This is a genomic window from Gemmata obscuriglobus, from assembly GCF_008065095.1.
Lineage (GTDB): Bacteria > Planctomycetota > Planctomycetia > Gemmatales > Gemmataceae > Gemmata > Gemmata obscuriglobus.
The window spans coordinates 6,293,273-6,319,334 of the sequence record NZ_CP042911.1; the positions used below are offsets into that span (position 1 = coordinate 6,293,273).

22 protein-coding genes are annotated in these 26,062 nt (G+C 65.1%); 13 read left to right on the top strand and 9 right to left on the bottom strand.

The annotated features are described in order from the left end of the window. Position 1: 1 nt before the first annotated feature. Entirely contained in the window at positions 2-136 is a 135-nt protein-coding gene (locus GobsT_RS41245; RefSeq protein ID WP_157506879.1) for a TIGR02996 domain-containing protein, read from the top strand. 352 nt (positions 137-488) lie between these two features. Here the strand turns inward: GobsT_RS41245 and GobsT_RS26355 are convergent, their stop codons facing one another. Next, complete coding sequence (locus GobsT_RS26355) at positions 489-725, bottom strand: hypothetical protein (RefSeq protein ID WP_010045177.1); 237 nt, start codon at positions 723-725, stop codon at positions 489-491. Positions 726-836: 111 nt separating this feature from the next. Between GobsT_RS26355 and GobsT_RS26360 the strand changes: the two genes are divergently transcribed. The 3 genes from GobsT_RS26360 to GobsT_RS26370 all read left to right on the top strand — a co-directional run bounded on the left by GobsT_RS26360 (position 837) and on the right by GobsT_RS26370 (position 3,683). Further along, a complete protein-coding gene (locus tag GobsT_RS26360) occupies positions 837-1,412 on the top strand; it encodes a glutathione peroxidase (RefSeq protein WP_010045174.1) in 576 nt (191 codons plus the stop codon). Between the two features lie 117 nt (positions 1,413-1,529). Further along, the gene (gene folP, locus GobsT_RS26365; RefSeq protein ID WP_010051753.1) at positions 1,530-2,378 is read left to right on the top strand and encodes a dihydropteroate synthase; all 849 of its coding nucleotides are present in this window, start codon (positions 1,530-1,532) and stop codon (positions 2,376-2,378) included. A gap of 12 nt (positions 2,379-2,390) precedes the next feature. Continuing rightward, positions 2,391-3,683, top strand: coding sequence for a glutamate-5-semialdehyde dehydrogenase (locus GobsT_RS26370; protein WP_010051755.1), 1,293 nt, complete (start codon positions 2,391-2,393; stop codon positions 3,681-3,683). 601 nt (positions 3,684-4,284) lie between these two features. Here GobsT_RS26370 and GobsT_RS26375 read toward each other — a convergent pair. After that, positions 4,285-4,638, bottom strand: coding sequence for a P-II family nitrogen regulator (locus GobsT_RS26375; protein WP_010051757.1), 354 nt, complete (start codon positions 4,636-4,638; stop codon positions 4,285-4,287). 108 nt (positions 4,639-4,746) lie between these two features. Then, entirely contained in the window at positions 4,747-7,257 is a 2,511-nt protein-coding gene (locus GobsT_RS26380) for an ammonium transporter (RefSeq protein ID WP_109570866.1), read from the bottom strand. A gap of 490 nt (positions 7,258-7,747) precedes the next feature. Between GobsT_RS26380 and GobsT_RS26390 the strand changes: the two genes are divergently transcribed. The 7 genes from GobsT_RS26390 to GobsT_RS26415 all read left to right on the top strand — a co-directional run bounded on the left by GobsT_RS26390 (position 7,748) and on the right by GobsT_RS26415 (position 15,103). Further along, complete coding sequence (locus GobsT_RS26390; RefSeq protein WP_010039122.1) at positions 7,748-9,094, top strand: outer membrane beta-barrel protein; 1,347 nt, start codon at positions 7,748-7,750, stop codon at positions 9,092-9,094. A 224-nt stretch (positions 9,095-9,318) separates the two neighbouring features. Next, entirely contained in the window at positions 9,319-9,600 is a 282-nt protein-coding gene (locus GobsT_RS26395) for a hypothetical protein (protein ID WP_010039120.1), read from the top strand. Positions 9,601-9,885: 285 nt separating this feature from the next. Continuing rightward, complete coding sequence (locus tag GobsT_RS38180; RefSeq protein WP_157506680.1) at positions 9,886-10,062, top strand: hypothetical protein; 177 nt, start codon at positions 9,886-9,888, stop codon at positions 10,060-10,062. A 390-nt stretch (positions 10,063-10,452) separates the two neighbouring features. Further along, positions 10,453-10,668: a hypothetical protein gene (locus tag GobsT_RS26400; protein WP_232068422.1), complete on the top strand. Its 216-nt coding sequence runs from the start codon at positions 10,453-10,455 to the stop codon at positions 10,666-10,668. A gap of 60 nt (positions 10,669-10,728) precedes the next feature. Beyond that, entirely contained in the window at positions 10,729-11,520 is a 792-nt protein-coding gene (locus GobsT_RS26405; protein ID WP_010039107.1) for a class I SAM-dependent methyltransferase, read from the top strand. Between the two features lie 531 nt (positions 11,521-12,051). Continuing rightward, positions 12,052-13,572, top strand: coding sequence for an ATPase domain-containing protein (locus GobsT_RS26410; protein ID WP_010039105.1), 1,521 nt, complete (start codon positions 12,052-12,054; stop codon positions 13,570-13,572). Between the two features lie 103 nt (positions 13,573-13,675). Then, a complete protein-coding gene (locus tag GobsT_RS26415; protein WP_010039100.1) occupies positions 13,676-15,103 on the top strand; it encodes a hybrid sensor histidine kinase/response regulator in 1,428 nt (475 codons plus the stop codon). A 168-nt stretch (positions 15,104-15,271) separates the two neighbouring features. Here the strand turns inward: GobsT_RS26415 and GobsT_RS26420 are convergent, their stop codons facing one another. The 4 genes from GobsT_RS26420 to GobsT_RS26435 are packed head-to-tail and all read right to left on the bottom strand — an operon-like array spanning position 15,272 to position 20,771. Continuing rightward, complete coding sequence (locus GobsT_RS26420) at positions 15,272-16,720, bottom strand: DUF1501 domain-containing protein (RefSeq protein ID WP_010039095.1); 1,449 nt, start codon at positions 16,718-16,720, stop codon at positions 15,272-15,274. 22 nt (positions 16,721-16,742) lie between these two features. Further along, positions 16,743-17,282 carry a hypothetical protein gene (locus GobsT_RS26425; RefSeq protein WP_050790256.1) on the bottom strand — a complete coding sequence of 180 codons (540 nt, stop codon included), beginning with the start codon at positions 17,280-17,282 and terminating at the stop codon, positions 16,743-16,745. A gap of 9 nt (positions 17,283-17,291) precedes the next feature. After that, complete coding sequence (locus GobsT_RS26430; RefSeq protein WP_050790255.1) at positions 17,292-17,693, bottom strand: RpnC/YadD family protein; 402 nt, start codon at positions 17,691-17,693, stop codon at positions 17,292-17,294. A gap of 3 nt (positions 17,694-17,696) precedes the next feature. Beyond that, entirely contained in the window at positions 17,697-20,771 is a 3,075-nt protein-coding gene (locus GobsT_RS26435; RefSeq protein ID WP_010039094.1) for a PSD1 and planctomycete cytochrome C domain-containing protein, read from the bottom strand. 181 nt (positions 20,772-20,952) lie between these two features. On the opposite strand from GobsT_RS26435, the gene GobsT_RS26440 reads away from it, so the two are divergent. Then, the gene (locus tag GobsT_RS26440) at positions 20,953-22,716 is read left to right on the top strand and encodes a sigma-70 family RNA polymerase sigma factor (protein ID WP_010039092.1); all 1,764 of its coding nucleotides are present in this window, start codon (positions 20,953-20,955) and stop codon (positions 22,714-22,716) included. A 156-nt stretch (positions 22,717-22,872) separates the two neighbouring features. Then, positions 22,873-23,832 (top strand): hypothetical protein, encoded by a 960-nt coding sequence (locus tag GobsT_RS26445; protein ID WP_010039091.1) that lies wholly within the window; start codon positions 22,873-22,875, stop codon positions 23,830-23,832. A gap of 96 nt (positions 23,833-23,928) precedes the next feature. On the opposite strand, the gene GobsT_RS38185 is transcribed toward GobsT_RS26445, so the two are convergent. Together GobsT_RS38185 and GobsT_RS26455 are read right to left on the bottom strand one after the other, a co-directional pair. Further along, positions 23,929-24,450, bottom strand: a complete 522-nt coding sequence (locus GobsT_RS38185; protein ID WP_157506677.1) for a hypothetical protein — start codon at positions 24,448-24,450, stop codon at positions 23,929-23,931. A 53-nt stretch (positions 24,451-24,503) separates the two neighbouring features. Continuing rightward, complete coding sequence (locus GobsT_RS26455; RefSeq protein WP_071529275.1) at positions 24,504-26,021, bottom strand: FAD-dependent oxidoreductase; 1,518 nt, start codon at positions 26,019-26,021, stop codon at positions 24,504-24,506. Positions 26,022-26,062 lie beyond the last annotated feature (41 nt).

Consider the following 26,062-nt stretch of genomic DNA (forward strand, 5'->3'; position numbering starts at 1 on the left):
GATGAGTGGCGAGTCCGCGTGTCTGCGTTCCGTTGTTGCAACACCAACCGATAAAACCCCGCGGTTGGTGTACACTGACTGGCTTGATGAAAATAACCAGCCGTGTAAGAGGCTGTACGGAAAGCAGAACTCCTGAGTCGCTCCGGTTGCGCACTCGAATAGCAGATTACAGCCGAACTTGGTTCGGGGGGCGCATGGCTGTCGGCCGCGATCCGCGATACGTCCTTCTGCCTCCAGGCACTACGTAGACTCGCCGCAAATACCCCGATCATTGCGTGCCCGCTCTGGTCCCGGAACAAGCGAGATCACATCCGCGTCAGAACCGCGGCTTCGTCGGTCGGGTCCAAAATGGGGCCGGCTGATCGGGCGCATTACTTGCGCGGTCCGTTCCTGAGTCTTCGATTGCTGTTGCGAGGACAAGGGTTCGGACGTTACGCTTGCCGAAAGGCGATTGGCGTGCCCAGGTGACCGCACAAAATGAGATTCGGCTACGGTTTCGGGCCGAAATCCGGTGGCGGGAGCTTGTCGTCGTCCTTATTTTTCGGCAGTCCCCCGTCTCCGCCCGGTTGCACCGACGGGCCGGGGTTCGGCGCTCCATCTGCCCGTACCTTGCTCGGGAAGCAGTTGTCGAGGAACCCTGCCACCGGAGCGTTGCTGCAACCGGTCGTGTATACGACTAGCGCCGCCGCGGCCGCCAGTGTGCCCTGCTTCAACCGATGGTTCATCTCGCGCCCCTCAGCGTGTACCCGGACGGATTCCGCGACCGTGAATAGCACCCGGCGGTCGCGCCGTCTACACTAGGCACCGCCCGCTTCGCCCCACACCCGAGGTTTCGCATGAAGGCGCTGTTAGTCGCGGCCGTCGCCGCCGTCGCCGGGTTCGCGCTCGTCGGTCACGCGGAGGACAAGAAGGTGAGCCCGCTCGACTACAAGATGAAAGACATCGACGGAAAAGACGTCGAGCTGTCGAAGTACAAGGGTAAGGTGGTCCTGTTCGTGAACGTGGCCAGCAAGTGCGGCCTCACCCCCCAGTACAACGCCCTCCAGGCGCTCCACGAGAAATACGAGAAGGAAGGGCTCGTGCTGATCGGCGTCCCGGCCAACGAGTTCGGCGCCCAGGAGCCCGGCACCGACACAGAGATCAAGAAGTTCTGCAGCACCGAGTACAAGGTCACGTTCCCGATGCTGGCGAAGGTGGCCGTGAAGGGCGACAAGCAGGTGCCGCTGTACAAGACGTTGGTCGAAGCCACCCCGAATAAAGAGGGGAAAATCGAACCGGTGAGTTGGAACTTCGAGAAGTTCCTGGTCGGCCGTGACGGCACAGTGGTGGCGCGCTTCAAGCCGCAGACCAAGCCGGACGCACCCGAGATCACGAAGGCGATCGAAACCGAACTCGCCAAGAAGGTCAAGTAAGCACGATCGGTTCCTCGGCGGCCGCAGTGGGGGTGGACTTTGAAAGACACGGGGCAACTCCGCGTCTCCTTCAAAATCCGCCCCCACTGCGGCCGCCTGCGGATAAGTTCTTCTGTAATGTCTCCACTCGTGTGGCACCTCCGGAATCGCGTCATTCACTTCGGGCGGCGCCCGCTGGTGATGGGAATCGTCAACGTCACCCCCGACAGCTTCTCCGACGGCGGGCGGTTCTTCGACCCCTCTGCGGCTGTTGCGCACGCCCTACAACTGATCCGTGATGGCGCCGACATCCTCGACATCGGCGGCGAATCCACACGTCCGGGGGCGGCGCCCGTTTCTCTCGCGGACGAGTTACAGCGGGTGGTGCCCGTCGTCGCGGAGCTGGCGCAGCGGACGGACGTGCCGCTCTCCGTAGACACGATGAAAGCCGAGGTCGCACGCGCGAGCCTTGCAGCCGGAGCAGCGGTCATTAACGACGTGGCCGGGTTTCGCGATCCGGCGATGGTCGCAGTCGCACGCGAGTTCCGCGCCGGTGCGGTCGTGATGCACATGCGGGGCGAACCGGCCACAATGCAGCACAACCCGCAGTACAGCGACGTAGTTGCGGAGGTCACCGGCTACCTGCAAGAGAGGTTGCGGGTTCTGGGCGAATCCGGTATCCCTCCAGAAAGGGTGTGCCTCGACCCCGGTATCGGGTTCGGGAAGACGCTGGAGCACAACCTCACCCTGCTTGCGAACCTGAACACGGTCGCGGACCTCCATCGACCGGTGTGTCTGGGCGTGTCCCGCAAAGGTTTCATTGGGAAGCTCTGCGGGCGCGAGTTGACCGAACGCGACCCCGGTTCGTTGGCCGTCGGGTGTTTCGCGGCGGCCCGCGGTGCGGCCCACATCCTTCGCGTTCACGACGTGAGGGGCGCCCGCGACGCCGCTGTTCTGCTCGACGCCATCGACCAACACAAGCACTGAGGCGATTTCACCGTGTCCGCCGCTCTCCCCGCGAGCACGCTCGCGCCCGACGATCTGTCCGCCCTCTGCCTCGGTCTCGCCCAGCGGGCAAAGGCCGCGTCCCGCGTACTCACCACCGTCCCGACCGCCGCGAAGAACCGGTGGCTGCTGTTGGCCGCTGACGCACTGCTCGCGCATCAGGACGAGTTGATCGCGGAGAATGCGAAAGACGTCGCCGCCGCGCCCGGGTTCGGGCTGAACGCCGCAGCGATCGACCGCCTCACACTCAACCCGAAGCGCATCGCCGCTGCCGCAGAGGGACTGCGCCAGGTCGCGGCGCTCCCCGATCCTGTCGGGGAAGTGCGCGAAGCGACCGAGCGACCGAACGGGCTGCAGGTGCTCAAGGTCGGCGTGCCGCTCGGCGTGGTGTTCTTCATTTACGAATCGCGCCCGAACGTCACCACCGACGCGGCGGCGCTGTGCGTGAAGAGTGGCAACGCAGTCATCCTCCGCGGCGGCAAAGAGGCCCTGCACTCGAACACCGCCCTGCACCACCTTCTGAGCATCGAACTGGTGCGCGCGGGGCTTCCTGCGAACGCGGTGCAACTCGTACCGACCACGGACCGCCAAGCGGTCGGCCACCTGCTCGCGATGAACGACTTGATTGATCTGGCCATTCCCCGCGGCGGGAAGTCGCTGATACAGCGTGTCGCGGCCGAAGCCCGCATGCCGGTCATCAAGCACTTCGACGGCGTGTGCCACGTGTACGTCGATGCCGCGGCCGACCTCGCGGTCGCCGAGCGCATCATTGTGAACGCCAAGTGCCAGCGCCCCGGGACGTGCAACGCGGCCGAGTGCCTGTTGGTTCACGCCGGGGTGGCCGACGAGTTCCTCCCCCGCGCCGGGGCCGCGCTTCAGGCAAAGGGCGTCGAGCTGCGCGGGTGCCCGGAAACGTGCCGACGGGTCCCGGGCGCGCGGGCCGCGACCGAGGACGATTACCGGACCGAGTACCTGGACCTCGTCCTCTCGGTCAAGGTGGTCGCCGGTTTCGACGAAGCGGTGGAACACATTGCGACTTACGGCTCGCACCACACGGACGCGATCGTGACGCGGGACATCGGCGCGGCCCGGGCGTTCACCCGTCGGGTCGATTCGGCCGCGGTCATGGTGAACGCCAGCACGCGCTTCAATGACGGGTTCGAGTTGGGGTTAGGCGCAGAAATCGGTATCAGCACGAACAAGTTTCACGCGCGCGGCCCGTGTGGGCTGCGCGAGCTGACGACCTACAAGTTCGTCGTCACCGGCGACGGGCACGTCCGCGAGTGAGTAACGGCCGATGATGTACGGCGCGTTCGTCCTGATCACGGGCGTATCGGGCGTGTCTTGCACCGTCCCGTCAATAGAGTCGCTGCACAATAGCTACAGGCTTGCCACAAGTGCAGTTTGTTGGTGGAGTTGTGGTAGCTTTAGCCACCTCGTAGACTTTCGGTCGTAAAGTCAGACGCAGCAACAGTTACGGCAAGAATGCGAGTAATTGCGCAGGGACTCTAATACTACAGCGCCTCGGCAGTTGCCCTTTTATGCCCGTGGCGTGCCGTGATACAAGACGAGCCTCATGCTCGTTGGGAGATGCGTACATGGGCGTGCCGGCCGCGCCGCCAGGCCGCGTTGAGCGCAGCCGATGTCGAGCGGCGGAGTCGGGGACAACCAGAGGCGCTGTATTATGCCAAAGTCCGAGTGCCAAAACCTACAGGGGCACCCTTAGTACTACAACGTAGGATCGCCGTAAGTCCTTATTTCATGGCCGCAGTTGCGGTCGTAAGTCCTGATTCTTCGTGGGCACAGGCCCTGAAGAATCACCACTTGCGCCAACCCTGCGCTGTAGTATTAGCAAAGGACCTGATCTCGGTCGGCGCCGTGCGGGCACTCACGGCCCGATGGCTTCGGAGCCGCGTTCGCCCGTGCGGATGCGGACACAGTCCTCGAGCGGCAGCACGAAGATCTTGCCGTCGCCAATGGTGCCCGTGTCGCCGGTGCGGGCCGCGTGGACGATCGCCTCAACGGTCGCCTCGACGAACGCCTCGTTGATCGCGATCTCGAGCTTCAGCTTGGGGATCAGGCGGATCTGCACCTCGGTCGCGCGGTACACCTCGGTGTACCCGCGCTGGCGACCGCACCCGCGGACGTCGCTGACGGTCATCAGGTACACGTCGCGCTCCGCGAGCGCCTTTTGCACGTCTTCGAGCTTTTCGGGGCGGATGATCGCAACAATAAGTTTCATGTATTTGTGTCTGTGTGGGTGAAAGCAACGGTGAGTGGGGAGCGTGAGTAAAAGGCCGACCGGCGGGGGCGCGGACCGGTCGCCTTTTACTCACGCGCGCACCCGCGGTCACGCTTTGGTCGCCGTAACCGGCTTCTTGGTGAGTCGGGTGAACAGCGAGGCGAGCCGCTTGGCGACCGCGTCCGGGTTCCCGTCGCGACACCGGAAGGTGGTGCCGCGGATGGTGGTCACGTGCGGGTACACCGCGACGAAGTCTTTGTCCGGCGTGCCGTCGGTCGGTTGGCACAGCCGCGACCACACCTCCATCAGTTCTTTCGCGTCGACCCCGGCCACGAGCACCTCGAACCGGCCGTTGCCCCGCGGCGCGGACGCCGCGCGGGGCTCGGTCGAGGCCACCGTGACCGACTCCGTCGCGCCCGAGAAGTCGAACCCGACCTCGCCGTGCTCGGTGCGGTCCAGGCCCTCCGCCTCGCTCCTCTCGCTGGTCTTGAAGTTGCCCAGCGTGACGGCCTGCGTGACCACCACCAGCACCAGACTCAGCACGAACGCGAACACCGCCGAGACCACCGCGGCCTTGGTCTGGATGATGAGCTGGGACATCGCCGACTTGCCGTCCAGGTCCTGCTTGTCGATGATCGGCTGCAGCAGCGCCTTGTCGTCCTCAAGCTTCTTCAGCGCGTCCGCCTTGAGCCCGGCCTCGTCCTGCACCTTCGCGAGGTCGTCGGTCTTTTCCTTCAGCTTGTCCTTCGCCTCGGTGAGCGCCTTGGCTTGGTCGTCGCGCTTGCCGACCGGGGCGTCGTTGAACGCCTTCTCCGCGGCGTCCTTGGCGTCGGTCAGGGCCTTGATCTCGGCCGCCGTCGCCTCTTCCTTGTCCTTCGCGGCCTTCTCGGCCGCGTCCTTCGCCGCGGTCGCGTCCTTGATCAGCTTCCCTTCGTCCTTCGTGACGGCCTCGAGCCGGGCGCGGTGGACCGGGTACGCGAGCAACCCGTCGGCGCTGCCGGGCTGGATCAGTTGCGAGCAGAACACACCGGTCAGCACCGCACCGACGAACCCGCCGACCCCGTGGACGCCGAAGGCGTCGAGGGAGTCGTCGTACCCGAGCACGTTCTTGAGCGCCACCGCGATGTAACAGATCACCGCCGCGGCCACGCCGATCAGCGCCGCGCCCCACATGTACACGTACCCGCTCGCCGGGGTGACCGCCACCAGCCCGGCGACGATGCCCGACGCCAGGCCCAGCGCGGTCGGCTTGCCCTTGTGGACCCACTCGACCAGCATCCAGGCGAACCCGGCGGCCGCTGCGGCCACCTGCGTGGCGGCGAACGCGGACACCGAAAGCCCGGTGCTGTTCACCGAACTGCCGCCGTTGAACCCGAACCAGCCGAACCACAGCAGCCCCGCACCGAGGAGCGTGAGCACCATGCTGTTCGGGTGGGCGATCTGCTTCGGGTACCCCGCCCGCTTGCCGAGAACGAGACAGCACGCGAGGCCCGCCACGCCCGCGGCGATGTGAACGACCGTACCGCCGGCGAAGTCCAGCGCGCCCATCTTGCCCAACAGCCCGATCGCTTGCCCGCCGCGCTTCGCCGCGGGCAGCGCGGTGTCGAACCAGTCCCACGCCCACACCATGTGCGCCAGCGGGCAGTACACGAACGTGACCCACAGCAGCATGAACAGGCAGAACGGCCAGAACCGGATGCGCTCGGCGACGGCCCCACTGATGAGCGCGGGGGTGATGATGGCGAACATCCCCTGGAACATGACGTGCAAATACACCGGGATGTCGTACCCCGGGAGCTTCGCGCCCGGTTCGATACCCTTCAGGAACACCAGATCCCAGCTCCAACCGATCAGCCCGCCGTCCGTTGCGCCCAGCGCGCTGATCTTGAAGACCGACGGCCCGAACGCCAGCGCGTACCCGATCGTGACCCAGAACACGCCCACCACCGCCAGGGCCGCCATGCTGTGCATCATCGTGGCCAGCACGTTTTTGCGGCGCACCATGCCGCCGTAGAACAGCGCCAGTCCGGGCACCATGAGTAGCACGAACGCGCTGGACACGAGCATCCAGGCGGTGTCGCCGCGCTCTTTACCCACGGTCGCTGCGCTGCCCGCGTCAGCCGCGCCCTTCTCGGCCGTCTTTTTGAGGTCTTCGGCGTCCTTTTTCAGACCTTCGGCGGCCTTCTTGCTGTCTTCTGCGCCTTTTTCAAGGGCGACGAGTTTCTCGGCAGTGGCCTTGCCGTCGCCGCTCACGGCCTTGACCGCGTTTACATCGGCGGTGAGTTTAGCGAGGTCGGCCTTCAGTCCGGTAGAGGTCTTGGTCGCAGCCGCGAGTTCCTTTTCGAGCGTGGCAACCTTTGTCGCGGTGGCCTTAACGTCTGCCGTGCCCGTTTTCAGTTCATTGAGCGCTTTCTTGGTCGCATCGAGTTCCTTTTCTGTCGCTTTGAGTGCCTTCTTCAACTCAGCGATGGCTGTCTCAGTGTCATCCGGATTTGCCTTGGTGGCCTTTTTATTCTCTTCTTGCGCGAACGCTCTGCCCGAGGCGGGTGCCCACACGCTGGGCAGCCAACAGCAGCCCGCGAAGAGGAGGGAGGCGAACAGGAGACGGCGAACTTGCATTACGCACCTTGGTTACGCACACCGCGGCGGGAAAGCACCAGTTTCTCAGCACTGATGCTAACTGGTAAACGGGAGGGAACAGGGGTGCTGGAAGGCAGACGAGGTGCCACGTGCGAGAAAAGAAGAAAATTGGTTGCAAGATACTAATTGATAGATACTTACAGCAAATTGGCACTCTTCGACTTATTGCTACACCACTGGGCATTCGCCTATTTACTGCGCATTGGTGCCTGCTATTTCAACTTCAGGCTTTAGCCCATAAATGAGGCTAATGCTAATCCTCACCGGAACAGCCGGTACAACCGGTACGTGGGCAAAGTAATTTCTTCGCAGTCGATCGCTTCCGCTGCCTGTTCCGCACGTTGTTGGTCGATCCGAAATCTCGCTGGAAGTTCGCGAGTCAACCCGAACGACGGCTCAGGAAGGGCCGACGCAAGGAACAACCGGGAGCGCCCGACGCGACCTCCAATCCAGCCCAAGGAAGGATCACATGAACGCGCTACTCTTGCTCACCGCGACGTCGGTCGGTCAGCCGCCCATGACGCTGCCCGCCACGCAACCCGCGCCCATGCCGATGACGCAACCCATGACGGGGATGCCGCCGGCGACGAACGGCAACGGCAACGGCAACGGCAACGGCAACGGCAACGGCAACGGCAACGGCAACGGCAACGGCGAAGCGAAGGAAGAAGAGAAGAAAGACGAGCCGCCGGCGCCGGAGCCGTACGCCCTCCAGCGGTTGCTCTCGACCACCCGGTTCGGGTCGTGGCTCGACGATAAGGGGATCAAGGTCGACGGCTGGGTTCAGGGCAACTACACCGCCAGCACCGCGAACCGGAACAACCTGCCGATCACTTTTAACGACCGCGGGGATTTCTGGCAGTTCAACCAGAACTACTTCCGCGTCGCGAAAGAGGTGGACGCGAGCAAGGACGAATTCCAACTCGGCTTCCGGACCGACTGGATCCTGCCGGGCACCGACGCCCGGTTCTCGATTGGCCGCGGGCTGTGGGACGACCAACTCAAACCGGCCGGGCGCAACGGCGCGCTCCCGAACTACTACCCGATCGACCTGTTCCAGGTGTACACCGAGGCCTTCATGCCGAACCTCGGGCCGAAGGGCTCGACGGTCCGCGTCGGCCGGTTCGCCACGCACGTCGGGTACGAACTGGTGCAGGGGGCCGAGACCCCGTTCCTGAGCCGGTCGTACATGTTCCAGTACAATCCGTTCACCCACTCCGGCGTGTGGGCCATCACCCCGCTGAACGACACCTGGACCGTGTCGAACGGGTTCTCGGTGGGCACGGACAACTTCTTCGGTGACCCGACCAACCGGTTCACCTACCTGGGCCAGTTGAAGTGGGCCCCGAAGGACGGGAAGACCACCGCGGCGTTCAACGTGGTCCTGAACGACAACAACTACCAAACGAACCAGGCGTTCCCGCTGTATAACGTGTACAACGCCGTCATCACCCACAACCTGACCGACAAGCTGACCTACGTAGCCGACGCGACGTTCTCGCACATGGACAACACCCCGCTGCCGGCGGGCGGGACCGGGTCCGCGACGTGGTACGGGGCGGCGCAGTACCTGATCTACAAGCACTGCGACAACCTCACCAGCAACCTGCGGGTGGAACTGTTCGAGGACACTAAGGGCGTGCGCACCGGGTTCAAGGGGTTGTACACCGACGTGGCGTACAACCTGGCGTACTCGCCGGTGCGGTCGCTGATCATGCGGCCGGGCGTGCGGTACGACCACAACAACACGAGCCGCCCGTTCGAGGGGAAAGCGGACCTGTTCACCGCGACGATGGACGTGATCATCCGTTATTGAGCGGCCGGTTGACGAGCCGCGACGGCCGGGGGCCTTCCCGGCCGTTTTCGTTAGTGTGCCTTCACGCCCCTTCGTCGGTCACAACGCTCGGGCCGCCTCGGCCCGGCAGACCCGCAGTAAAAACGACCGGTATCACTTCTCTCGCCCGAACCGCTGGACAACATGTGTTCGGCGTGCCGACGCCAGGCGGCCCGGCACGTGGTAGTCGGTTTGAGGGCGTTCCGGTGGGCCCTGCCGGCCGGGGTGCGGGAGACACATCGGGCGCCCTTGGGTCCGAGTTCCGCGAGCGCCCGCCGCATACCGTCGCCGAGGCGACCGGGCGCATCAAGACGTTGACGGGCGTGCGGCGAAACGACACCCAGGCGCGTGTGCCCCTCAATAAAGTCGTGGCCGGAGGTGGCGTCGGCTGGGTCCGGTGCCGGCGCCGGCGCGTGCCGGGCAACGGAGCGGGGTTCTTCGTGGGCGCCCCTCACTTCGCGCCGGGGTCGTTCCTGTGCGGCGTCTAGTGACCGGTGCGGATGTTCGTGGGCGCGGCCCCGGGGTGGCGAAGGTACTACATCCTTGGGGGGCGTGAAACGGCGTGACTCGGGAGCTAATCCGCGTGACCATCGTATCCGCATGCCTTCGGATACGATGGTCCGGTTCCCGCACCGGTCACCGGAACGGCGACGTTGGTTCTGAATACCGCGCGCCATCAGCGGAGTAGCGGTGGGGACCGAAGCCAAGCGATTGAGGCTCGTGTTGCTGTTCCGGCCCTCGTGTTCGCCGAACCTGAACGTGATTGAGTGGCTGTGGCGGTTCACCAAGGGTACGGCCCTGCGGGCCTACACGACGCCGGCGTCGCGACCTTACGGGCGGCCATCGACGAGTGCCTCGATCGCATCCCCACGGACCACCGCGAGTCTCTCGCCTCGCTCATGACGCTGAAGTTCCAGACGTTCAACAGCGGCTCATTCCTCGCCGTGTAAAGAATAACACGATTCCTTCCAACGAACATGATGCCTACACGGGTAAAAACGGCACGCGGCGTGCAGCGGTGAGTGGCGCCGGAAGCAACTCGGACTCGGGTTCCCCGGCCCGCCTCTATACCTTCCTGCAACGATGCGCCGGCATTTATTTCAATCAAATTTGATTTCAAAGTCACTTTACAACAATAGCACCGATTGCAAAATGAATAATGATCATAAATCTTTTCAAAATCAATTACATAAATACGACGGAATCTCCTGCCTGCGTCACGTCGCTCCCCACCGCGAGGTACGAGCGGTATTTCAAAGGGGAGCAGCATGACGAGCAACACAACCCAGATGCGCGCCGGTGAGCGCACCGAAAACGCCGAACGGCACTCTGAGGGTCGCGTGGCTCGCAACATCGAGAACTACACCGCGCAAGCGCCGTCCGACTGGTTCCTGTGGGCCGCCGGGGCGTCCATAGTCGGGTCCCCCACCCTGCGCGCGATCAGCCGCAAGGAGCCCCCGCAGTTCGTGGGCCTGTGGGTGGCCCCGTTCATGCTCCTCGGCGTCTCCAACAAGATCGTCAAGGTCGCGGGTTCCGACCGCGTCCATGCCTCCTGATCGCCCGACACCCGGCCCGCCCCGGCACGGGCCGGGCTCTCCCCATACCCGCACTGTACGATGTCGAACACCCCCGATTACGACGCCTACCAGTCGTCCTTTCATGAAGCGTTCCGAGCCGAACTGTACGGCATCGTGGACGCGATGCCCGCCGGCGGCCGCGCGCTCGACGCGCCCTGTGGCAACGGGTTCTACTCGCGCCGGCTCGTCGAGCGTTTCCGGGGGCGGCTGACCGCGATCGATTCCAACGACGAGTACCTGCGATGCACCCGCGACGCCGTCGGCGCCGGGGCCGAGGTCGTCAAGGCGGACGCCTATCGGCTCCCGTTCGGGGACGCCACGTTCGACCTGGTGTGGTGCGCCCAAAGCCTCATCAGCCTGGACCCGGGCCGCGCCCTTCGGGAAATGGCTCGCGCGGTCAAGCCTGACGGTGTGGTTGCCATCCTGGAGGTGGATGAGTTCCACCGGGTGCTGCTGCCGTGGCCCGTCGAACTGGAAGCGGCGCTACCGCTGGCGGTCCGCGCGGCGTCCGAACAGGAGTACGGCGACGGGGCGAAGACTTCCCCGGCCCGGCGGCTCCGCGGCGTGCTCAAAGAGGCCGGGTTCCGCTCCGTGCGCCGGGTGACGTACCCGTTCGACCGGGCCGCCCCGTTCGACCCACCCGCGACCGCGTTCCTGGGTTACCATTTCGAGCACCTGCGCGCTTTCGTGCGCCCGCACCTGCCGCGCGACCTGCAAAAAGCGTTCGACCGGGCGACCGATCCCGAGAGCGACGATTCGCTGTACCGGGCGGATGTCGAACTGGTGTGCATCAACGCCGTGTATCTGGCCTCACCCGCGCCACAGAAGTGAGACGCGCAGCCCTTCGACGCTCTTCACAGCGTGCGGGACCGGTTCGTACCGTTCGGGCCGAGCCTGTCGCTAACGTGATGTGGGAGATTGGTCCCTTCGTTTAAAATGCGCGACTCGGGTTCGGGCTGTTGGCACGCACCACTCTCGGAGGGGCGGCGGTGGGGTTGGCCGTGTCGCTTACCGCGCGTGTGCCCCGACGGCGAGTGCGCCGGTCCTGAGGGGAGAGCGGCTGACGCAGTGCGCCATCCCCTTGATTAATGCCTTATCATCTTTCAATCACTCCGCCGCCGCTTGATTTGCGACCCGCCAATTCGAGTTGTCGTGTCGGTCGAGTTCCGCAGTTAGGATGCCCCCCCTCGTCTCCCCGAACGGCTCACACATCGCCGAGAGCGGACCGTGTTGAACGCTGGCCGATCTGTGGCACAGAAGGTGCTATAGTCATCGCCCCGTTGCGGCCCCGTTCCCAGGATTTTGGACCCAACCGCTGACAGTGCTCCTCGGACGGAGAGGAACGCACATTCGGAACGAAGTATGAACAATCAAGACGATTCCCTCCCTCTCGTTTCGACCGGCGTTCCTGGGCTCGATGACGTTCTCTGCGGAGGGCTACCCAAGGGGCACCTTTACCTCGTCGAGGGCGACGCCGGTGCGGGCAAGACGACGCTCGGCCTCCAGTTCCTGCTCGAGGGCAAACGACGCGGTGAAAAAACGCTTTGGATCAGCTTGTCTGAAACCGAGTCCCAGCTTCGCGCCACGGCAGCATCGCACCGCTGGGACCTGTCGGGTGTCGAGATTCGAAATCTCACCCAAACGGGAAGTGGCGCTCCCGACGAACAGTACTCCTTCTTCTCGCCCGCCGACATCGAGCTGAACGAGATTACCAAGGCCGTCAAGAGGGTGGTCGACGCGGTCGCACCGGACCGCGTGGTGTTCGACCCGTTTTCGGACATCAAGCTGCTGGCCCGCGATCCGCTCCGCTACCGGCGCCAGGTGCTCGAACTTCGGGAGTACTTCGTGGGGCGGAAATGCACGGTCTTACTCGTTCAAGAGAGAACATCGGATAATTCGTCCCGCGACCCATCTGCCGAAGGCGTAGTTCAGGGCGTTCTCGCACTCTACCAGGCGTCGCCGGACTTCGGCCGCCAGCGGCGCCGGCTGCGGGTGCATAAGTTGCGCGGGGTGGCGTTCCGGGAAGGGTTCCACGATGTCAGCATCCTGACCGGCGGCATACACGTTTACCCGCGGCTGGTCGCCGCCGACCACACCGAGGCCCCGCAGGATGAGGAGGTGTCCACGGGCCTGCCGCCGCTCGACGCCATGCTCGGTGGCGGCGTCGACCGCGGGGCGAGCCTGCTCATCCTGGGACCGGCGGGGGTCGGTAAAAGCACGATTGCGAGCCAGCTCTCGGTCTCGGCGGTGGCGCGCGGCGAGCCCGTCGCCGTGTTCCTGTTCGACGAAACCGCGCGCGCGTACGTGGCCCGGGGCGAGGGTCTGGGCATGGGTGTCAGCGAGCTGATCCGGGGCGGGCGCCTGAGGGTTAGGCAGATCGACCCGGCCGAGTTCACGCCCGGCGAGCTGGCCCACACGGTGCGGCGCGACGTCGAGACGAGTGGCGTTCGCCTCGTGGTGATCGACAGCCTCAACGGGTATCTCAGCGGCATGCCCGACGAGCGGCACCTCTCGATGCACCTCCACGAACTGCTGACCTACCTGAGCTACCAGAACGTCGTGACTGTGCTGACGATGAACCAGGACGGCTTTATGGGCGATTCGGTCGCCGCCCCGGTCGACGTGTCCTACCTGACGGACGCCGCCCTCATGCTCCGCTACTTCGAATCCGAGGGCGTCGTTCGGCGGGCCGCGTCGGTGATGAAGCGCCGCTGCGGCCCCCACGAGGTCCACATCCGCGAGATGACTATTACCGACAAGGGCGTGCAGATCGGCCGCGTGCTGACCGAGTTCCGCGGTGTGTTGACGGGACAGGCCCATTTTACCGGGCGCCCTTCGGGACGCCTGCAGGCTGATGCAGAGAAGGGGCTCGCTAATGGCTGAGCCCGTCGATGAGCGTGTGCTTGTTCTCGCGCCCGGGCGAGACGGAGCTCTGACTTGCCGCATCCTTGGAGAGGCCGGGATCGGGTGCCGAGCCGTCGCATCGGTGCCGGCGTTCAACGAAGAGTTCGCCCGCGGTGCCGGAGCTGCCATCATCGCCGAGGAGGCCCTCGATCAGGAGTCCGCGCCGCAGATCGCCGCCCTGCTCAAGGAGCAACCGGCGTGGTCGGACTTCCCCATCATCCTTGTGGTACGCGAGAGCGGTGCCGGAACGCGCCTTCAAGAGTTCTCTCCCCTTGGAAACGTTTCGCTATTCACCCGACCGATGAACCTGGGGGCGCTAACGACCGCGATCGGGACGGCACTTCGCGCCCGCCGGCGGCAGTACGAGGTGCGAAACTTGCTGGCAGAGCGCGATTCGGCGGCGCGGCGAAAAGACGAGTTCCTGGCGATGCTCGCTCACGAGTTGCGAAACCCGCTCGCCCCGGTTCGAACCACGCTCCACGTGCTCAAGCTGCGGCACCCCGGGGATCGCGACACGCAGACCGCCGTCGGGGTCGCCGAGCGGTCCGTCAAGCACCTCGCCCGCCTCATTGACGACCTGCTGGACGTGTCACGAGTGACGCTCGGCAAAGTCGGGCTGCGGTGCGAGCACATGGACGCGGCGGACGTGGTGCGACTCGCGACCGAGGCGATGGGAGCGCGGTTCGCAGAGAAGCACGTGGCCCTCGACATCGAGGTGCAAAGCGCGCGGCTACCCGTCTCCGGCGACGCCGTTCGCCTGGAACAGGCGATCGCGAACGTGCTCGATAACGCACTCAAGTTCACGCCGCCAGGGGGCAAGGTTCGCGTTCGGGCCGAAGCGGATCGGGGCGAAGCAAAGGTGACGGTTTCCGACACCGGTGCGGGGATCGCGCCCGAAGACCTGCCGCACGTCTTCGATCTGTTCGTTCAGGCGGACCGGTCACTCGACAGAACCGTGGGCGGCCTGGGCGTCGGGCTCACAATCGTAAAGGGGCTGGTCGAACTGCACGGCGGACGGATTGCGGTGACTAGTGACGGACTCGGCGCCGGCACCACGGCCGTGTTGCACCTCCCGTTGGCCGAGCCGCCGCCGTCCCAAATCGAGACGGACAACGAGGTCGAAGCGGGCGGGCGCCTGCGGGTCCTCGTTGTGGATGACAACCACGACGGGGCCGACTCGCTGGCGGACTTTCTTTCACTGACCGGGTGCGAGACCAAAACCGCCTACGACGGCGTTGAGGCTCTTGAGGTGTTCAGCGGGTTTCGGCCAGAGGCCGTGCTCCTCGACATCGGTCTGCCCAAGCTCAACGGCTTCGAGGTGGCCGAGAAGATCCGCACGTCGCCCGGCGGTGAGGGCGTTACGATCATCGCGGTCACCGGGTACGGGCGGGATGAGGACCGGGTCCGGGGCCGCTCGGTGGGGTTCGATCACCACCTGGTCAAGCCGATCGACCTGACCGCCATCGGGCGGTTGATCACCTCGGCGGTCCGCTCGCCCCGGACGGAATGATTGCTACTCCCAAAGGCATCCAGCCGCGCCTGGGCCGCCCGGTGTTTCGTGTCTACGGTCCGCACTTCGGGGCAGAACCGACCACGGTGCGACCACGCTCAATGGCGGCGAAGCCGAGTCGCCGCGCGAATTCGTGTACCATTTTCCGCGTCACAAGCTCTCTTTATTTCACACCAAAATGTCTTTCACCACCGTTCCGGCCACGTCGGTCAACCGGAAGTCGCGACCGTTGTGCCGGTACGTCAGCTTCTTGTGGTCGAGCCCCAGCATGTGCAGGACGGTGGCGTGGAAGTCGTTGATACTCACACGGTTCTCGGCAGCCTTGAAGCCGATCTCGTCCGACGCTCCGTAGCTGACGCCGCCCTTCGCCCCGCCGCCCGCGAGCCAGAAGGTGATCGCGTGCGGGTTGTGGTCGCGGCCCGCGTTCCCCTTTTGCACGATCGGCAGGCGCCCGAACTCGCCGCCCCAGATGACGAGCGTGCTCTCCAGCAGTCCCCGGCGCTGGAGGTCTTCGAGCAGCGCGGCGATAGGCTGGTCGGTCTCTTGCGCGAACCCGCCGTGATTCTTCGCGATGTTGTTGTGCCCGTCCCACGACAGGTCGTTCTCCATCCCGCCGGAGTAGATCTGCACGAACCGCACCCCCTTTTCCACTAGGCGCCGGGCCGTGAGGCATTGCTTGGCGAAGTGCGTTGCTTTCGGGTTGTCCAGGCCGTACAGCCGCTTCGTTTCGGCGGTCTCCTTCGAGAGGTCGAGCACCTCGGGCGCGGCCATTTGCATCCGGTACGCGAGCTCGTAGGACTCGACGCGCGCGGCCCAGTCGGGCTCGCCGGGGTGCTTCTCGGCGCCCTTCTGGTTCAGCCGGGCGAGCAGGTCGAGCTGATTCCGTTGCCGCTCCTCGGTCACGTCTTTGGGGCGGCTGAGGTTGTCGATCGGCTCGCCCTGCGGCTTGAACGCGGTGCCCTGGAACACAGTGGGCAAGAAGCCCGCGCCCCAGTTCAGCGCGTGCCCCTTCGGGATGCCGCGCCCCAGTGTGTCGTACATCACGCAGAACGCCGGAAGGCTGCGGCTTTCGCTCCCCAGTCCGTAGGTGACCCACGACCCGACGCACGGGTGCCCCATCCGGGCCATCCCGGTGTTCATCTTGAACAGCGCCGGCGAGTGGTTGTTCGAGTCGCTCCACAGCGAGTGGATGAACGCCATCTTGTCGACGTGCTTCGCCATATGTGGGAACAGGTCGCTGACCATTTTCCCGCACTGCCCGTGTTTGGCGAACTTGAACGGCGACTTCATCAGCGGCCCGACTTGACCATTGAAGAACCCGGTGTTGGGGTCGAAGCCCTTCAGCTCCTGCCCGTCGCGCTTTTCGAGTTCGGGCTTGTAGTCCCACGTGTCAACGTGACTCGGGCCGCCGTTCATGAACAGCCAGATGACGGCCTTCGTCTTCCCCTCGAAGTGCGGCTTCCGGGGCACGAGCGGGTCTTCGGCCCGCTTCTCCTCGGCGCGGAGGAGGTCGGCCAAAGCGAGCATCCCGAACCCGCACCCGGCTCGGGTGAGGAACTCGCGCCGGGTGCGGTAGGCAGCATCGGGCGAGGCGAACAGACGAGGGAGCGTGTGCATGGCGGGCTCTCGGGTGACGGGGTCAGGCCTGTGGTTCGGGCGGGAGCAGGGCGCGGAGCGCGTCGAGGTCGGGGGCGGTCTTGGCCGCCTGGAGGAGTTGCTCCAGGGTCGCAGCGTCGGTAATCTGTTGGACGCGCGGCATCAGCGAGGTGCCGTCCGCGCGGAATCGCAGGTCGAGAACGGCCTCGATCCCGTTGCGCAGCCCCCTGGCGGCGCCCGCGTCCAACAGCCGTTGTTCGCGGGGCGTGATCACCGGCATCTGTTTCTCCTTCTCGAACCGGTCGAGGTCGGCATCGAATTGAGCGACCTGTGGTGCGGGCAGCGACATCATCCAGTCGACGAGCCGGAACAGGCGAACGATCTCCGCGGGACCGGTTCCGCGGTCGTACAGCCCTTTCACGACCCGCAGCTTCCATGCTAGCCGGTCCGCCGGGCTGTTGTTCGTTTCGATCGTTTTCAGATGCGCCAACGCAAACGGGGCGAACGGGTTCGGGGATTGCTCCAGCTCTTCCTCGCGGCCCCGCCAGTCCATGACCTTCGCGACCGGGAACGTGAACCGCACCTCGCAGCCCTAGCGTCCGGCGGTGAATTCCATCGGGCACCACGAGCGACTGGCGTCGCCGAGTACGGCGACGCTCACCGGCATTTTACCGTACTTGTCCTCTAACCGGTGGTTGTAGCGATACATGCGCTGCGACAGGTCCGCGTCCTGCTGGCTCTGCACTTCAACATGAACGAGCACCCACTCCTCGCGCCCCTGCGCAGTGAACACCCGGGCGAGCTTGTCCACAGTCCCGCGCCCGGTTGCGGCGTTGGGAGCGAGTTGCTGAAGTTCCTTGTCAAGGAACTCGACCGGCCGCGCCCAGTCGATCTCACGGGCCACCTCCGGGAACAGCAGTTCGGCGAACGGCTGGAAGTACTGTTCCAGGGCCTCTTTCCAAGGGCCGTCGAATTCGGCTGCCGGGTCGCTCAACCGTCACTCCGCGTAGAGGAACTCGTTCAGGCAGAACAACACCTGGCACAGGTCGGCGAGTTTCGCTTCGCGGTCGGCGCCGGTCGCGCCCTTCAAGAACGCGATACCGTCCGTCAGTTCGTCTTTGGTGGGGGCGCGGCACAGCGCGATCTGATAGGCATTGGCGATGCTATCCGGGTCACTTGCCTTGCCGCCGTTGGAGGCACGCGCCGCGAGCCCGTAGGCCGCGGCGCGGACGTGCGGGTTGTTCATCAGGTGGAGCGACTGCGGCGCGACGGTCGTGTTCGGGCGGTCGCCGACGCCGACGGTGCCGTCCGGGGCGTCGAACACCACCAACGCCGGGATCAGCTTGCTCCGCTTCATCGTGAAGTAAACGCTGCGCCGAGTGCTCTCCTCGCTCAGTGTGCCCGGGCCGTACATGGTGGTGTTGAGCCGCCCGCCCGCCGCCAGAATGCTGTCGCGGATCACCTCCGCCTGGAGCCGCCGCACCGGCTGCCGCCACACCAGCTTGTTCTCGGGGTCGAGCTTCACCTTCGCCTCATCGCGAACCGAACTCTGCTGGTACGCGGCGCTGGTCACGATGAGCTTGTGAATCGGCTTCAACTTCCAACCGCCGCGGACCAACTCGGCTGCCAAGTAATCGAGCAGTTCGGGATGAGAAGGGGCGTCCCCGCGCACCCCGAAGTCGCTCACCGTTGCCACCAGCCCGCGCCCGAAGTGCTGCGCCCACAGCCGATTCACGACGACCCGCGCGACCAGGTTCCCGGCGCCGCTCTCGGTATCGGTGAGCCAGTTGGCGAACGCCGTCCGCCGGTAGCTGAGGCGTGCTCCCGCCGGTGCCGGCTTCACCCACTTGGTTTGCGCTTCGGCGTCGGGCATCAAGGTTTGCAGGAAAGACACCTGCGCAACGCCGTTTTTCTGAGCCGGGTCGCCGCGGCGGAGGAAGTGCGTTTCGTTCAGAAACTCGGCTTCGGCTTGCGTGTGCAGCTTGACCGCCGGTAGCCCCTCGCTCGCAACCAGCGCCTTCACCTTGTTCGGCTTCGGAGCGGTCGCAAGGTGATCCCGCTCGGCCTTCTGAAGCTTTCGGTACTCGGCATCTTGTGGGGCGTACCACTTCAAGAGCGCGGCCGTTTGCTCCGGGGTGCGCCCGCCCGCGGGGCGAGCCAAAGCGGTTTGAACGAGTTCGCTTGTTGCGGGGGCGGTCAGGTCCGGTTTCTCACTCGCACTCACCGCAAACCGCGGCCGACCGATCCCGTGCCCGGTATTGTTGTTGAACGACAGCGTCACGGTAAGCCTGGTGCCGCCCGTGAAGCCCACCGGCTTCTCGAACGTGAAGGCCGCCGCGTGGTCCTTCCCGAATTGCGGGTCCACAGCCCACGCGCTGGTTGCGTTGTCGTCAACCGCGGCGGCCACCGGGAGCCCCTTTTGCTCGAACGTGGCCCGCGGGTCGATCAGCTTCACCCGAACCGGCGGTTGCGCCTCTTTTTGCGCAATGGGTTCCGCAAACACCCGCAGGTCGGACAGCGCAAAGTTGCCGTTGGCGGCCCGGCCCGGTCCGCTCTTCACCAATCCGGCGTGCGTCAGCGCCTCTAATCGCAAGGCTTTGATGCCTTTCAGGTCGGTGAAAAGCTCGAAGGTGAGCGTTTCGGTGGTCGGGTTCTTCCCCGACAGCAGCACGCTCCCGTCGGGCTGAGCGGTGACAGTGGCACCACCCGCCGACTTACTGGCCCCGATGCGTGGCAGCAGCCAGTTCGCCCCGGAAAGCGCCTTCCCGCTCTGCTCTTTTTCCCACGTCGCGAAGCGGGTCGGCAGTTGTTCCCGTTCGAACTGCTCCAGAGCGTCCGTGAACCGCTTGTGTGCGGCGTCGAACGCCTTCTTCTGGCTCGCGTACTTCTCGGGCTCGAGGTCCAGTTCTACCTCGGTTCGGACGACGGTGGTGAACGCGGACAGCATCCGGTAGTAGTCGCGCGCCGGGATCGCATCGTACTTGTGGTCGTGGCACCGCGCGCACCCGGTGGTGAGCCCCAGGAACGTCGTCCCGATGTTGCCGAGGATGTCGTCGAGTTCGTCGTACCGGTGCTTCTCGGCCTCGTTCTTGGTGATCTGCGTGCTGTGGACGCCCGCAGCGAGGTAGCCCGTGGCCATCAGCGCGAGTGGATCGTTCGGCGCGAACTCGTCGCCCGCGAGCTGCCACTTCGTAAAGGTGTCGAACGGGAGGTCGGAGTTGAGCGCCTTGATGACGAAGTCGCGGTAGTGGTAGGCGGTGGGGCGGTCGTAATCGTGCTCGAACCCGTGGCTCTCGGCGAACCGCACGAGGTCCAGCCAGTGTCGCGCCTGCTTCTCGCCGAAGTGCGGGGACGCGAGCAGCGAGTCGACAACCTTCTCGTAAGTCTGTGGCGAAGTGTCTTTCAGGAAGGCATCGACCTGTTCGGGCGTAGGCGGTAGCCCGATGAGCCCCAAGTACGCGCGGCGGATCAGGGTGCGCCGGTCCGCGGCGGGGTTGGGCTTCAACCCGGCTTTCTCCAGTTTGTCGAGCAGAAACCCGTCAATTGGGTTTTGGGTCTCCGGCTTCGGATTGCGGACGTCCCGTGCGAGTGGCTGATACGCCCAATGCTTCTTGTCCGTGGCCGCGACGGTTTTCCTCGTCCACGCAGTCTCGTCCACCGCGACGAACGGCTTGTCGTATGGCGCGCCGAGGTCGATCCACTCGGCAATCTTTTGGAGATCGGCGTCCGGGAGCTTGCGCCCGTTCTCCGGCATGTGTGGCTCTTTGAGGTGAGCCGAGAGTTGGTAAAGCAGGCTCTTCTTGTGATCACCGCTGACGATCCCTGGGCCGCGTGCTCCCCCTTTTAGGAGGGACTCGCGGGTGTTGATATCGAGTTCACCCTCGACTCGCTCGCCGCTGTGGCACTTCACACATTTGGCCTGGAGCACATTGCGAACGCTCGCCTTGAACAGTTCGGTGCCCTTCACCATTTTCGCGGCGTGATCAGAATCGACCGCCTCTTTCTGCGACTGTCCAAACGCGGGGGCGTGTGTCGCGACGAGCAGAACGGGCGCGAGGTAGGAGAAGCGCATAACAAGAACCTCGTCAGGCGGGTACGAACGAGGTTACCAGTTCGCGCCCGGCGATGGAAGCCACAACCAAGCTCCCGACCGGACAGTTCAGGGGGCCACGCGGAAAAAACTTGTCCGCCCGGTACGGCGGCCGGACATTACATCTCACCAGAGACCACCACCCACCGATGAAGGGGCACGGATGGCCACACTCCTCACACTCCTCCGCCGCTCGGGCGCACCCGTCACCGACGCCGAACTACTCGACCGCTTCGGTCGAACGCGCGACGAAGCGGCGTTCGCCGAACTGGTCCGGCGGCACGGCCCTGTGGTGTACCGGATCTGCCGGCGGCTGGTCGGACCGGCCGACGCGGACGACGCGTTCCAGTCCACCTTCTTGGTGCTCGCGACTCGTCTACGAGCGGCCCGGGCGTCCGGCGCGCTGGGCGGGTGGCTGGCCGGCGTTGCCGGGCGGGTCGCGCGACAGATGCGGCGCATGGCCGCGCGCCGGTTGCGGCACGAACAAGCATCCGGAGAGGAACGGCCCGTCGCGTGGGAGGACCGAGCGGCCGACCTGGAAGATCAGATCCGGGCGCTCGACGAGGAGCTGACGCGCCTGCCGGAAGAGTTGCGCGGACCGGTGGTGTTGTGCCTGCTTCAGGGGTACACGCAGGAGCAGGCCGCGGCCGAGTTGGGGCGCGACCCGCGCACCCTGCGCCGGCGCCTGGACCGGGCCAAGGGGGTGCTGCGGGCGCGGCTGGAACGTCGGGGCGTGGTGCCCGCGGTGGCAGCGGCGCTGGTGTCCGGTGGTGGCGGGGCGGTCACGGCAGTGCCTCCGGATCTGAACACCCGAGCGGTCTGTCTGGTGTGCGATTTCTTGGCCGGTGGCGTGTCGCCCTCGTCGCCCCCGGTCACGCTCGCGAAAGGAGTTGCGACGGCCATGCACGCGCGGAAACTGGTGTGGACGATGGCGGTGGTGGCGCTCGGGGCAATGGGGCTGGGTGTGGTGACAGCGAACAACGGCCCGCCGGGGGCGGCGCTCACGCCTCCGGCGGCGCCGATCAAAGAGTTGGCGAAGGAGCCGGTGGACAAGCCGACGGCCAACGCGGACGAGGTGACCGGGCTCGATTGGGCGAAGGATGAAGAGCTGGCCAAGCGCGCGGTCGAGGCGCTGAAGCGTGACCCGAAGGCGGTGCCGTCGGTGGTGATCCAGTCCGTGTGCGTCCATGTGCCCGACGGGTTCTGCAAACGCGCCGGGCTGACCGAAAACTCACTGGTGGGTCCTGGAGGCGATTGCTGGCAGTTAAACCAGCGTGAAGCGCGAATGCTCAAGAGCCTGCTCGCCACGGAACGGAACAGTTCCGTCGTTCACCGCCACCAGCTCGTCGTGGCAGACGGTAAGATGGCTTCCGCGGAATCTCTCCGGAAGTTGGACGTGGTCACCAGCGTGCAAACGACGACCGAAGGTGGGGCCAAGGTTTACACCACCAAGACACGGCCTGTAGAGGTGGGGCTCAAGCTCCGGTTCGCTCCGAAGTTTTTACCCAACGGCTCCGCATCTCTGGATGTCAAGTTAACCAATACTGTGGTTGTCGGACCAGGGGTGGAACATTTCCAAGGCTATCTTGAGATTTTGTCAGATCCTGCTAATTTCCACGACACCTCATGGATGCGGAGGAGTTTGCACGGGAGAAACCTCCTGGTGGAGATGATTGACGGGGGAGCGGTTGTTGTGAGGACTCGCCACAAAGGTAGCCTTTCACAGACCACTGTCAACATCGGCGGCATCCCATTGACCGAATTGCCAGAGCATAACGGCTCGGCATATGAAGTGTTACTGCTGCTGACGGCCGATGTAGTTGGACCGCAAGACAAAATCACGCGACCTCATCCGAATGCCCTGCCCGCTTCACCGCCGAAAATGCCATCCGACCCAGCGGGGCTCGGGCCGTCCACGAACCCGTAACGTTTGGCGACGGTGACCTTGTGCGGTTGATCGGCACCGCTGTGTCCGTGCTGTAGTTCATCGTGGAGAGGCGTTCGGAAGTCGCGCACCTTTGCCGCAATCGGTGGCTCACAAGATCGTCTGGCAACGGCACTGACCTTCGGCGCTTCGGGTGTTGTGTTCGATTTCGTGACCGGCGGTTCTTTGCCGGTCGTCCTCGCGAAGGGAGTTGCGACGACCATGCACGCACGGAAGTTGACGTGGACGTCAATGGCACTGGTAGCAGTGGGTTTGGGGGCGGTGGCGGCGAATAACGGCCCGCCGGTGGCGGCGCCCACGCCCCCGGTGGCGCCGGTCAAAGAGTTGGCGAAGGAGCCGGTAGACAAGCCGACGGCCAACGCGGACGAGGTGACCGGGCTCGATTGGGCGAAGGATGAAGAGCTGGCCAAGCGCGCGGTCGAGGCGCTGAAGCGTGACCCGAAGGCGGTGCCGTCGGTGGTGATCCAGTCCGTGTGCGTCCATGTGCCCGACGGGTTCTGCAAACGGGCCGGGATGACACCCACCACGCCGCCCGTGGCGGGAGCAATTATCGATCAGTGGCAACTGAGTCAGCGGGAAACGCGAATGCTCAAAGGACTTTTGGGTGCGGAGCAAAGCCGCTCCATTGTTCACCGGCGCCAGCTCGTCGTAACTGATAGGGCGATAGGCGCTGCAGAGACGCTTCAAAATCTGAACGTGGTAACCGATGTCGAATCAACGACTGAGGAAGGCGCCCAGATCTACACAGCAAGAACCGTATCCGCAAACGTGGGACTCAAGTTCAAGTTCGCTCCCCAAATCATGTTCACGGGCGACGTGCATCTCGACATCAAATTGACCTGCTACTCTATAGACATACCGACCGTTGTTGGCGGAAAGCGTGTGGCAGTATTCAACGAAGCAGGGCTCAATGTCACGTCGCCTATTCCAGACGGCGGCACACTCGTCGTAAAAGCCGTTCACCGAGGGATACCTTGGCAGTCTCCCATTTCGATCGGCGGAGCTTCTCTAACAGAGGTGCGTTCCGACAATACCCCTTATGAAATGTTGCAGTTCTTTACCGTTTACGCAACCGCCCCGTCGAAGAAACTGCCCTGACTATGACCGAGCGCAGCCAGAGCTGCACGACACTGCCATTGACTGGCACCATGCGCACAGCACCGGCTCGGTCGCCAGTTCATACCGGCGGTTCGCTCACGCCCGCGTGCGGAACGTGTGCATCCGTTCGTACCCGGCGCGGGCCGAGCCGCTCACGTCGTCCCAGTCGGGGCCGTCCGCGCCGTACCGGTCGTGCCACTTGGTCCGCAGCGCGGGCTCGACTTCGTCAAAGGTCCGGTTCGGGTGCTCGAACTCGGACTGCAGCCCGAAGCGGTACGCCAGCGCGGCGTGCTCGTCGCTCGCCTGCTTCTCGTACTCGCGCCGGTCCAGCCACTCGCGGATCCAGTTGTCCTGGGTGGTCGGGTCGATCAACTCGCCGACGCCCTTGCCGGCCAGCCCGCCGGCGACCGCCCCCACGACGGCACCCGCGATCACCCCGGGGGGACCGAGCACCATCCCGACCGCCGCGCCGCTGGCGGCCCCGCCGAGCGCGGCGCCGACCCCGGCCTCGATCGGGTGCGACCCGGGCTGATCGGTCAGCGGGTCCGGGTTCCGCGCGCCGTACGGCGGTAGGTCGAGTGACTTCTCCGGGTCCTTGCCGTCGGATTTCTTGCTCATCTCGTGCTCCTTGTTGAGGGTCCAAATCCCGGCCCGCTTCCGCACGGCCGGGGCTATTTCTTCTCGATCACCTTCAGCCCTTCGACCGCCGGCCCGTGCTGCACCTCGCCGGTGCAGGTGAACCGCGACCCGTGGCACGGGCAGTCCCACGTCTTCTCGCCCGGGTTCCATTGCACGACGCCGCCGAGGTGCGGGCACACCGCCGACAGTTCATGCACCTGTCCCTTCTCGTCCTTGTAGACCGCGTGCTTGCTCAGCCCCTTCCGCACGACGGCGCCGTGCCCGGGCGGAACGCTTGCGACCGACGCGACCTCGCCCCCGGTGAGCCAGTCCGCGTACTGGGCCGCGAGGTTCACGTTCTCTTCGAGCAGCGTCTTCAGCGCCGCGGGCATCCACCGCGACGGCGAGTACAGGCTGGCGAACTCGTTCGTTCGCCCCAGGATGAGGTCGGCGACCAGCCGCGCGCCCAACGTGCCGTGCGTCATCCCCATTCCCGAATCGCCGGTGATGACGTAAAGGTTGTCCCGGAGCCCCGGGGCGCGGCCGATCAGCCCCAACCCGTCGGGCGTTTCGAACACCTGTCCGGACCAATGGTGCTTCACCGCGCCGGCCTGCGGGAACCGCGCGCGGGTCCAGGCTTCGAGCCGCTCCCACCGCTGCTGCTGGTCTTGGGCCTGCCCGGTCTTGTGATCCTCACCGCCCACGATCAGGAGGTCGGTTCCGTCAGCGCCCCGCGCCCCGCGGACGTAGTGGTACGGGTCTTCCGTGTCCCAAAAGAGGGCCGCGGGGACGGTCCCGGCGGGGGCCTCCAGAGCGACCGCGTATGTGGTGTAAGCCGCAAGTTTGAAGTGCAGCGACAGGCCCGAATCGAACGGCGTGTTCGTCGCCACCACAATCGCGTCGGCCGCCACCTGCTGCCCGCCCCTCATATGGGCCACACAGGTCTTGCCGCTTTCAACCTTAACCACCGAGGCGTCGGTATGAATCGTACCGCCGTGGCGTCGGATCGCGCGGGCCAGGCCGCTCAGGTACTTCAACGGGTGAAACTGACCGTTATCGGGACACCGAAGCCCCGGCCCGGTGTCGTGGGCGGGGAGCGGCACGCGGTCCACCCGCTCGAACGCCAACCCGAGCCGGGTCAGCGTGAGCATCTCCTCGCGCACTTTTTGAGGGCCGTCGGCTCCGGGGAACAAGTACCCGTCGAGTCGCTGAAAATCGCACGCAATGTTCTCGCGCTGGGCGATCTGCTCGATCAGGGTAATCGCGCCCTGATGGCTCTTCGCTGCGAGTTGTGCGGCGGCGTCCCCGCGGACCGACGCGAGCCGGGTGAACCGGTCGTCGATCACCCACGCGAGGTGGGCGGTGGTGAACTCGGTCTCACCCCCAGCGACAACAGGTTTGCTCTCAAGAACGGCTACTGACTTGCCTGCCGACGCGAGCAAGTAGGCGGTTGTGAGGCCGGCAATCCCGCCCCCAATGACGCACACATCGTAGCGGGGGCTCCCGCCCGGCGGTGCGGCCGAGCGGGCGGGGTCATCAAGGGACCAAACGGAGCTGGTAGCGTTCGTCATGGCTCGTGCAGAGAGGGTGAGCGGCGACAGCGGCAAAAACA

Coding starts and splice junctions, on each gene's coding strand:
- GobsT_RS26410 (WP_010039105.1), top strand. CDS start 12,052: ATGAACAATCAAGACGATTCCCTCCCTCTCGTTTCGACCGGCGTTCCT.
- GobsT_RS26380 (WP_109570866.1), bottom strand. CDS start 7,257: ATGCAAGTTCGCCGTCTCCTGTTCGCCTCCCTCCTCTTCGCGGGCTGC.
- GobsT_RS26435 (WP_010039094.1), bottom strand. CDS start 20,771: ATGCGCTTCTCCTACCTCGCGCCCGTTCTGCTCGTCGCGACACACGCC.
- GobsT_RS26355 (WP_010045177.1), bottom strand. CDS start 725: ATGAACCATCGGTTGAAGCAGGGCACACTGGCGGCCGCGGCGGCGCTA.
- GobsT_RS26405 (WP_010039107.1), top strand. CDS start 10,729: ATGTCGAACACCCCCGATTACGACGCCTACCAGTCGTCCTTTCATGAA.
- GobsT_RS26455 (WP_071529275.1), bottom strand. CDS start 26,021: ATGACGAACGCTACCAGCTCCGTTTGGTCCCTTGATGACCCCGCCCGC.
- GobsT_RS26440 (WP_010039092.1), top strand. CDS start 20,953: ATGGCCACACTCCTCACACTCCTCCGCCGCTCGGGCGCACCCGTCACC.
- GobsT_RS26360 (WP_010045174.1), top strand. CDS start 837: ATGAAGGCGCTGTTAGTCGCGGCCGTCGCCGCCGTCGCCGGGTTCGCG.
- GobsT_RS41245 (WP_157506879.1), top strand. CDS start 2: ATGAGTGGCGAGTCCGCGTGTCTGCGTTCCGTTGTTGCAACACCAACC.
- folP (WP_010051753.1), top strand. CDS start 1,530: ATGTCTCCACTCGTGTGGCACCTCCGGAATCGCGTCATTCACTTCGGG.
- GobsT_RS26420 (WP_010039095.1), bottom strand. CDS start 16,720: ATGCACACGCTCCCTCGTCTGTTCGCCTCGCCCGATGCTGCCTACCGC.
- GobsT_RS38185 (WP_157506677.1), bottom strand. CDS start 24,450: ATGAGCAAGAAATCCGACGGCAAGGACCCGGAGAAGTCACTCGACCTA.
- GobsT_RS26375 (WP_010051757.1), bottom strand. CDS start 4,638: ATGAAACTTATTGTTGCGATCATCCGCCCCGAAAAGCTCGAAGACGTG.
- GobsT_RS26390 (WP_010039122.1), top strand. CDS start 7,748: ATGAACGCGCTACTCTTGCTCACCGCGACGTCGGTCGGTCAGCCGCCC.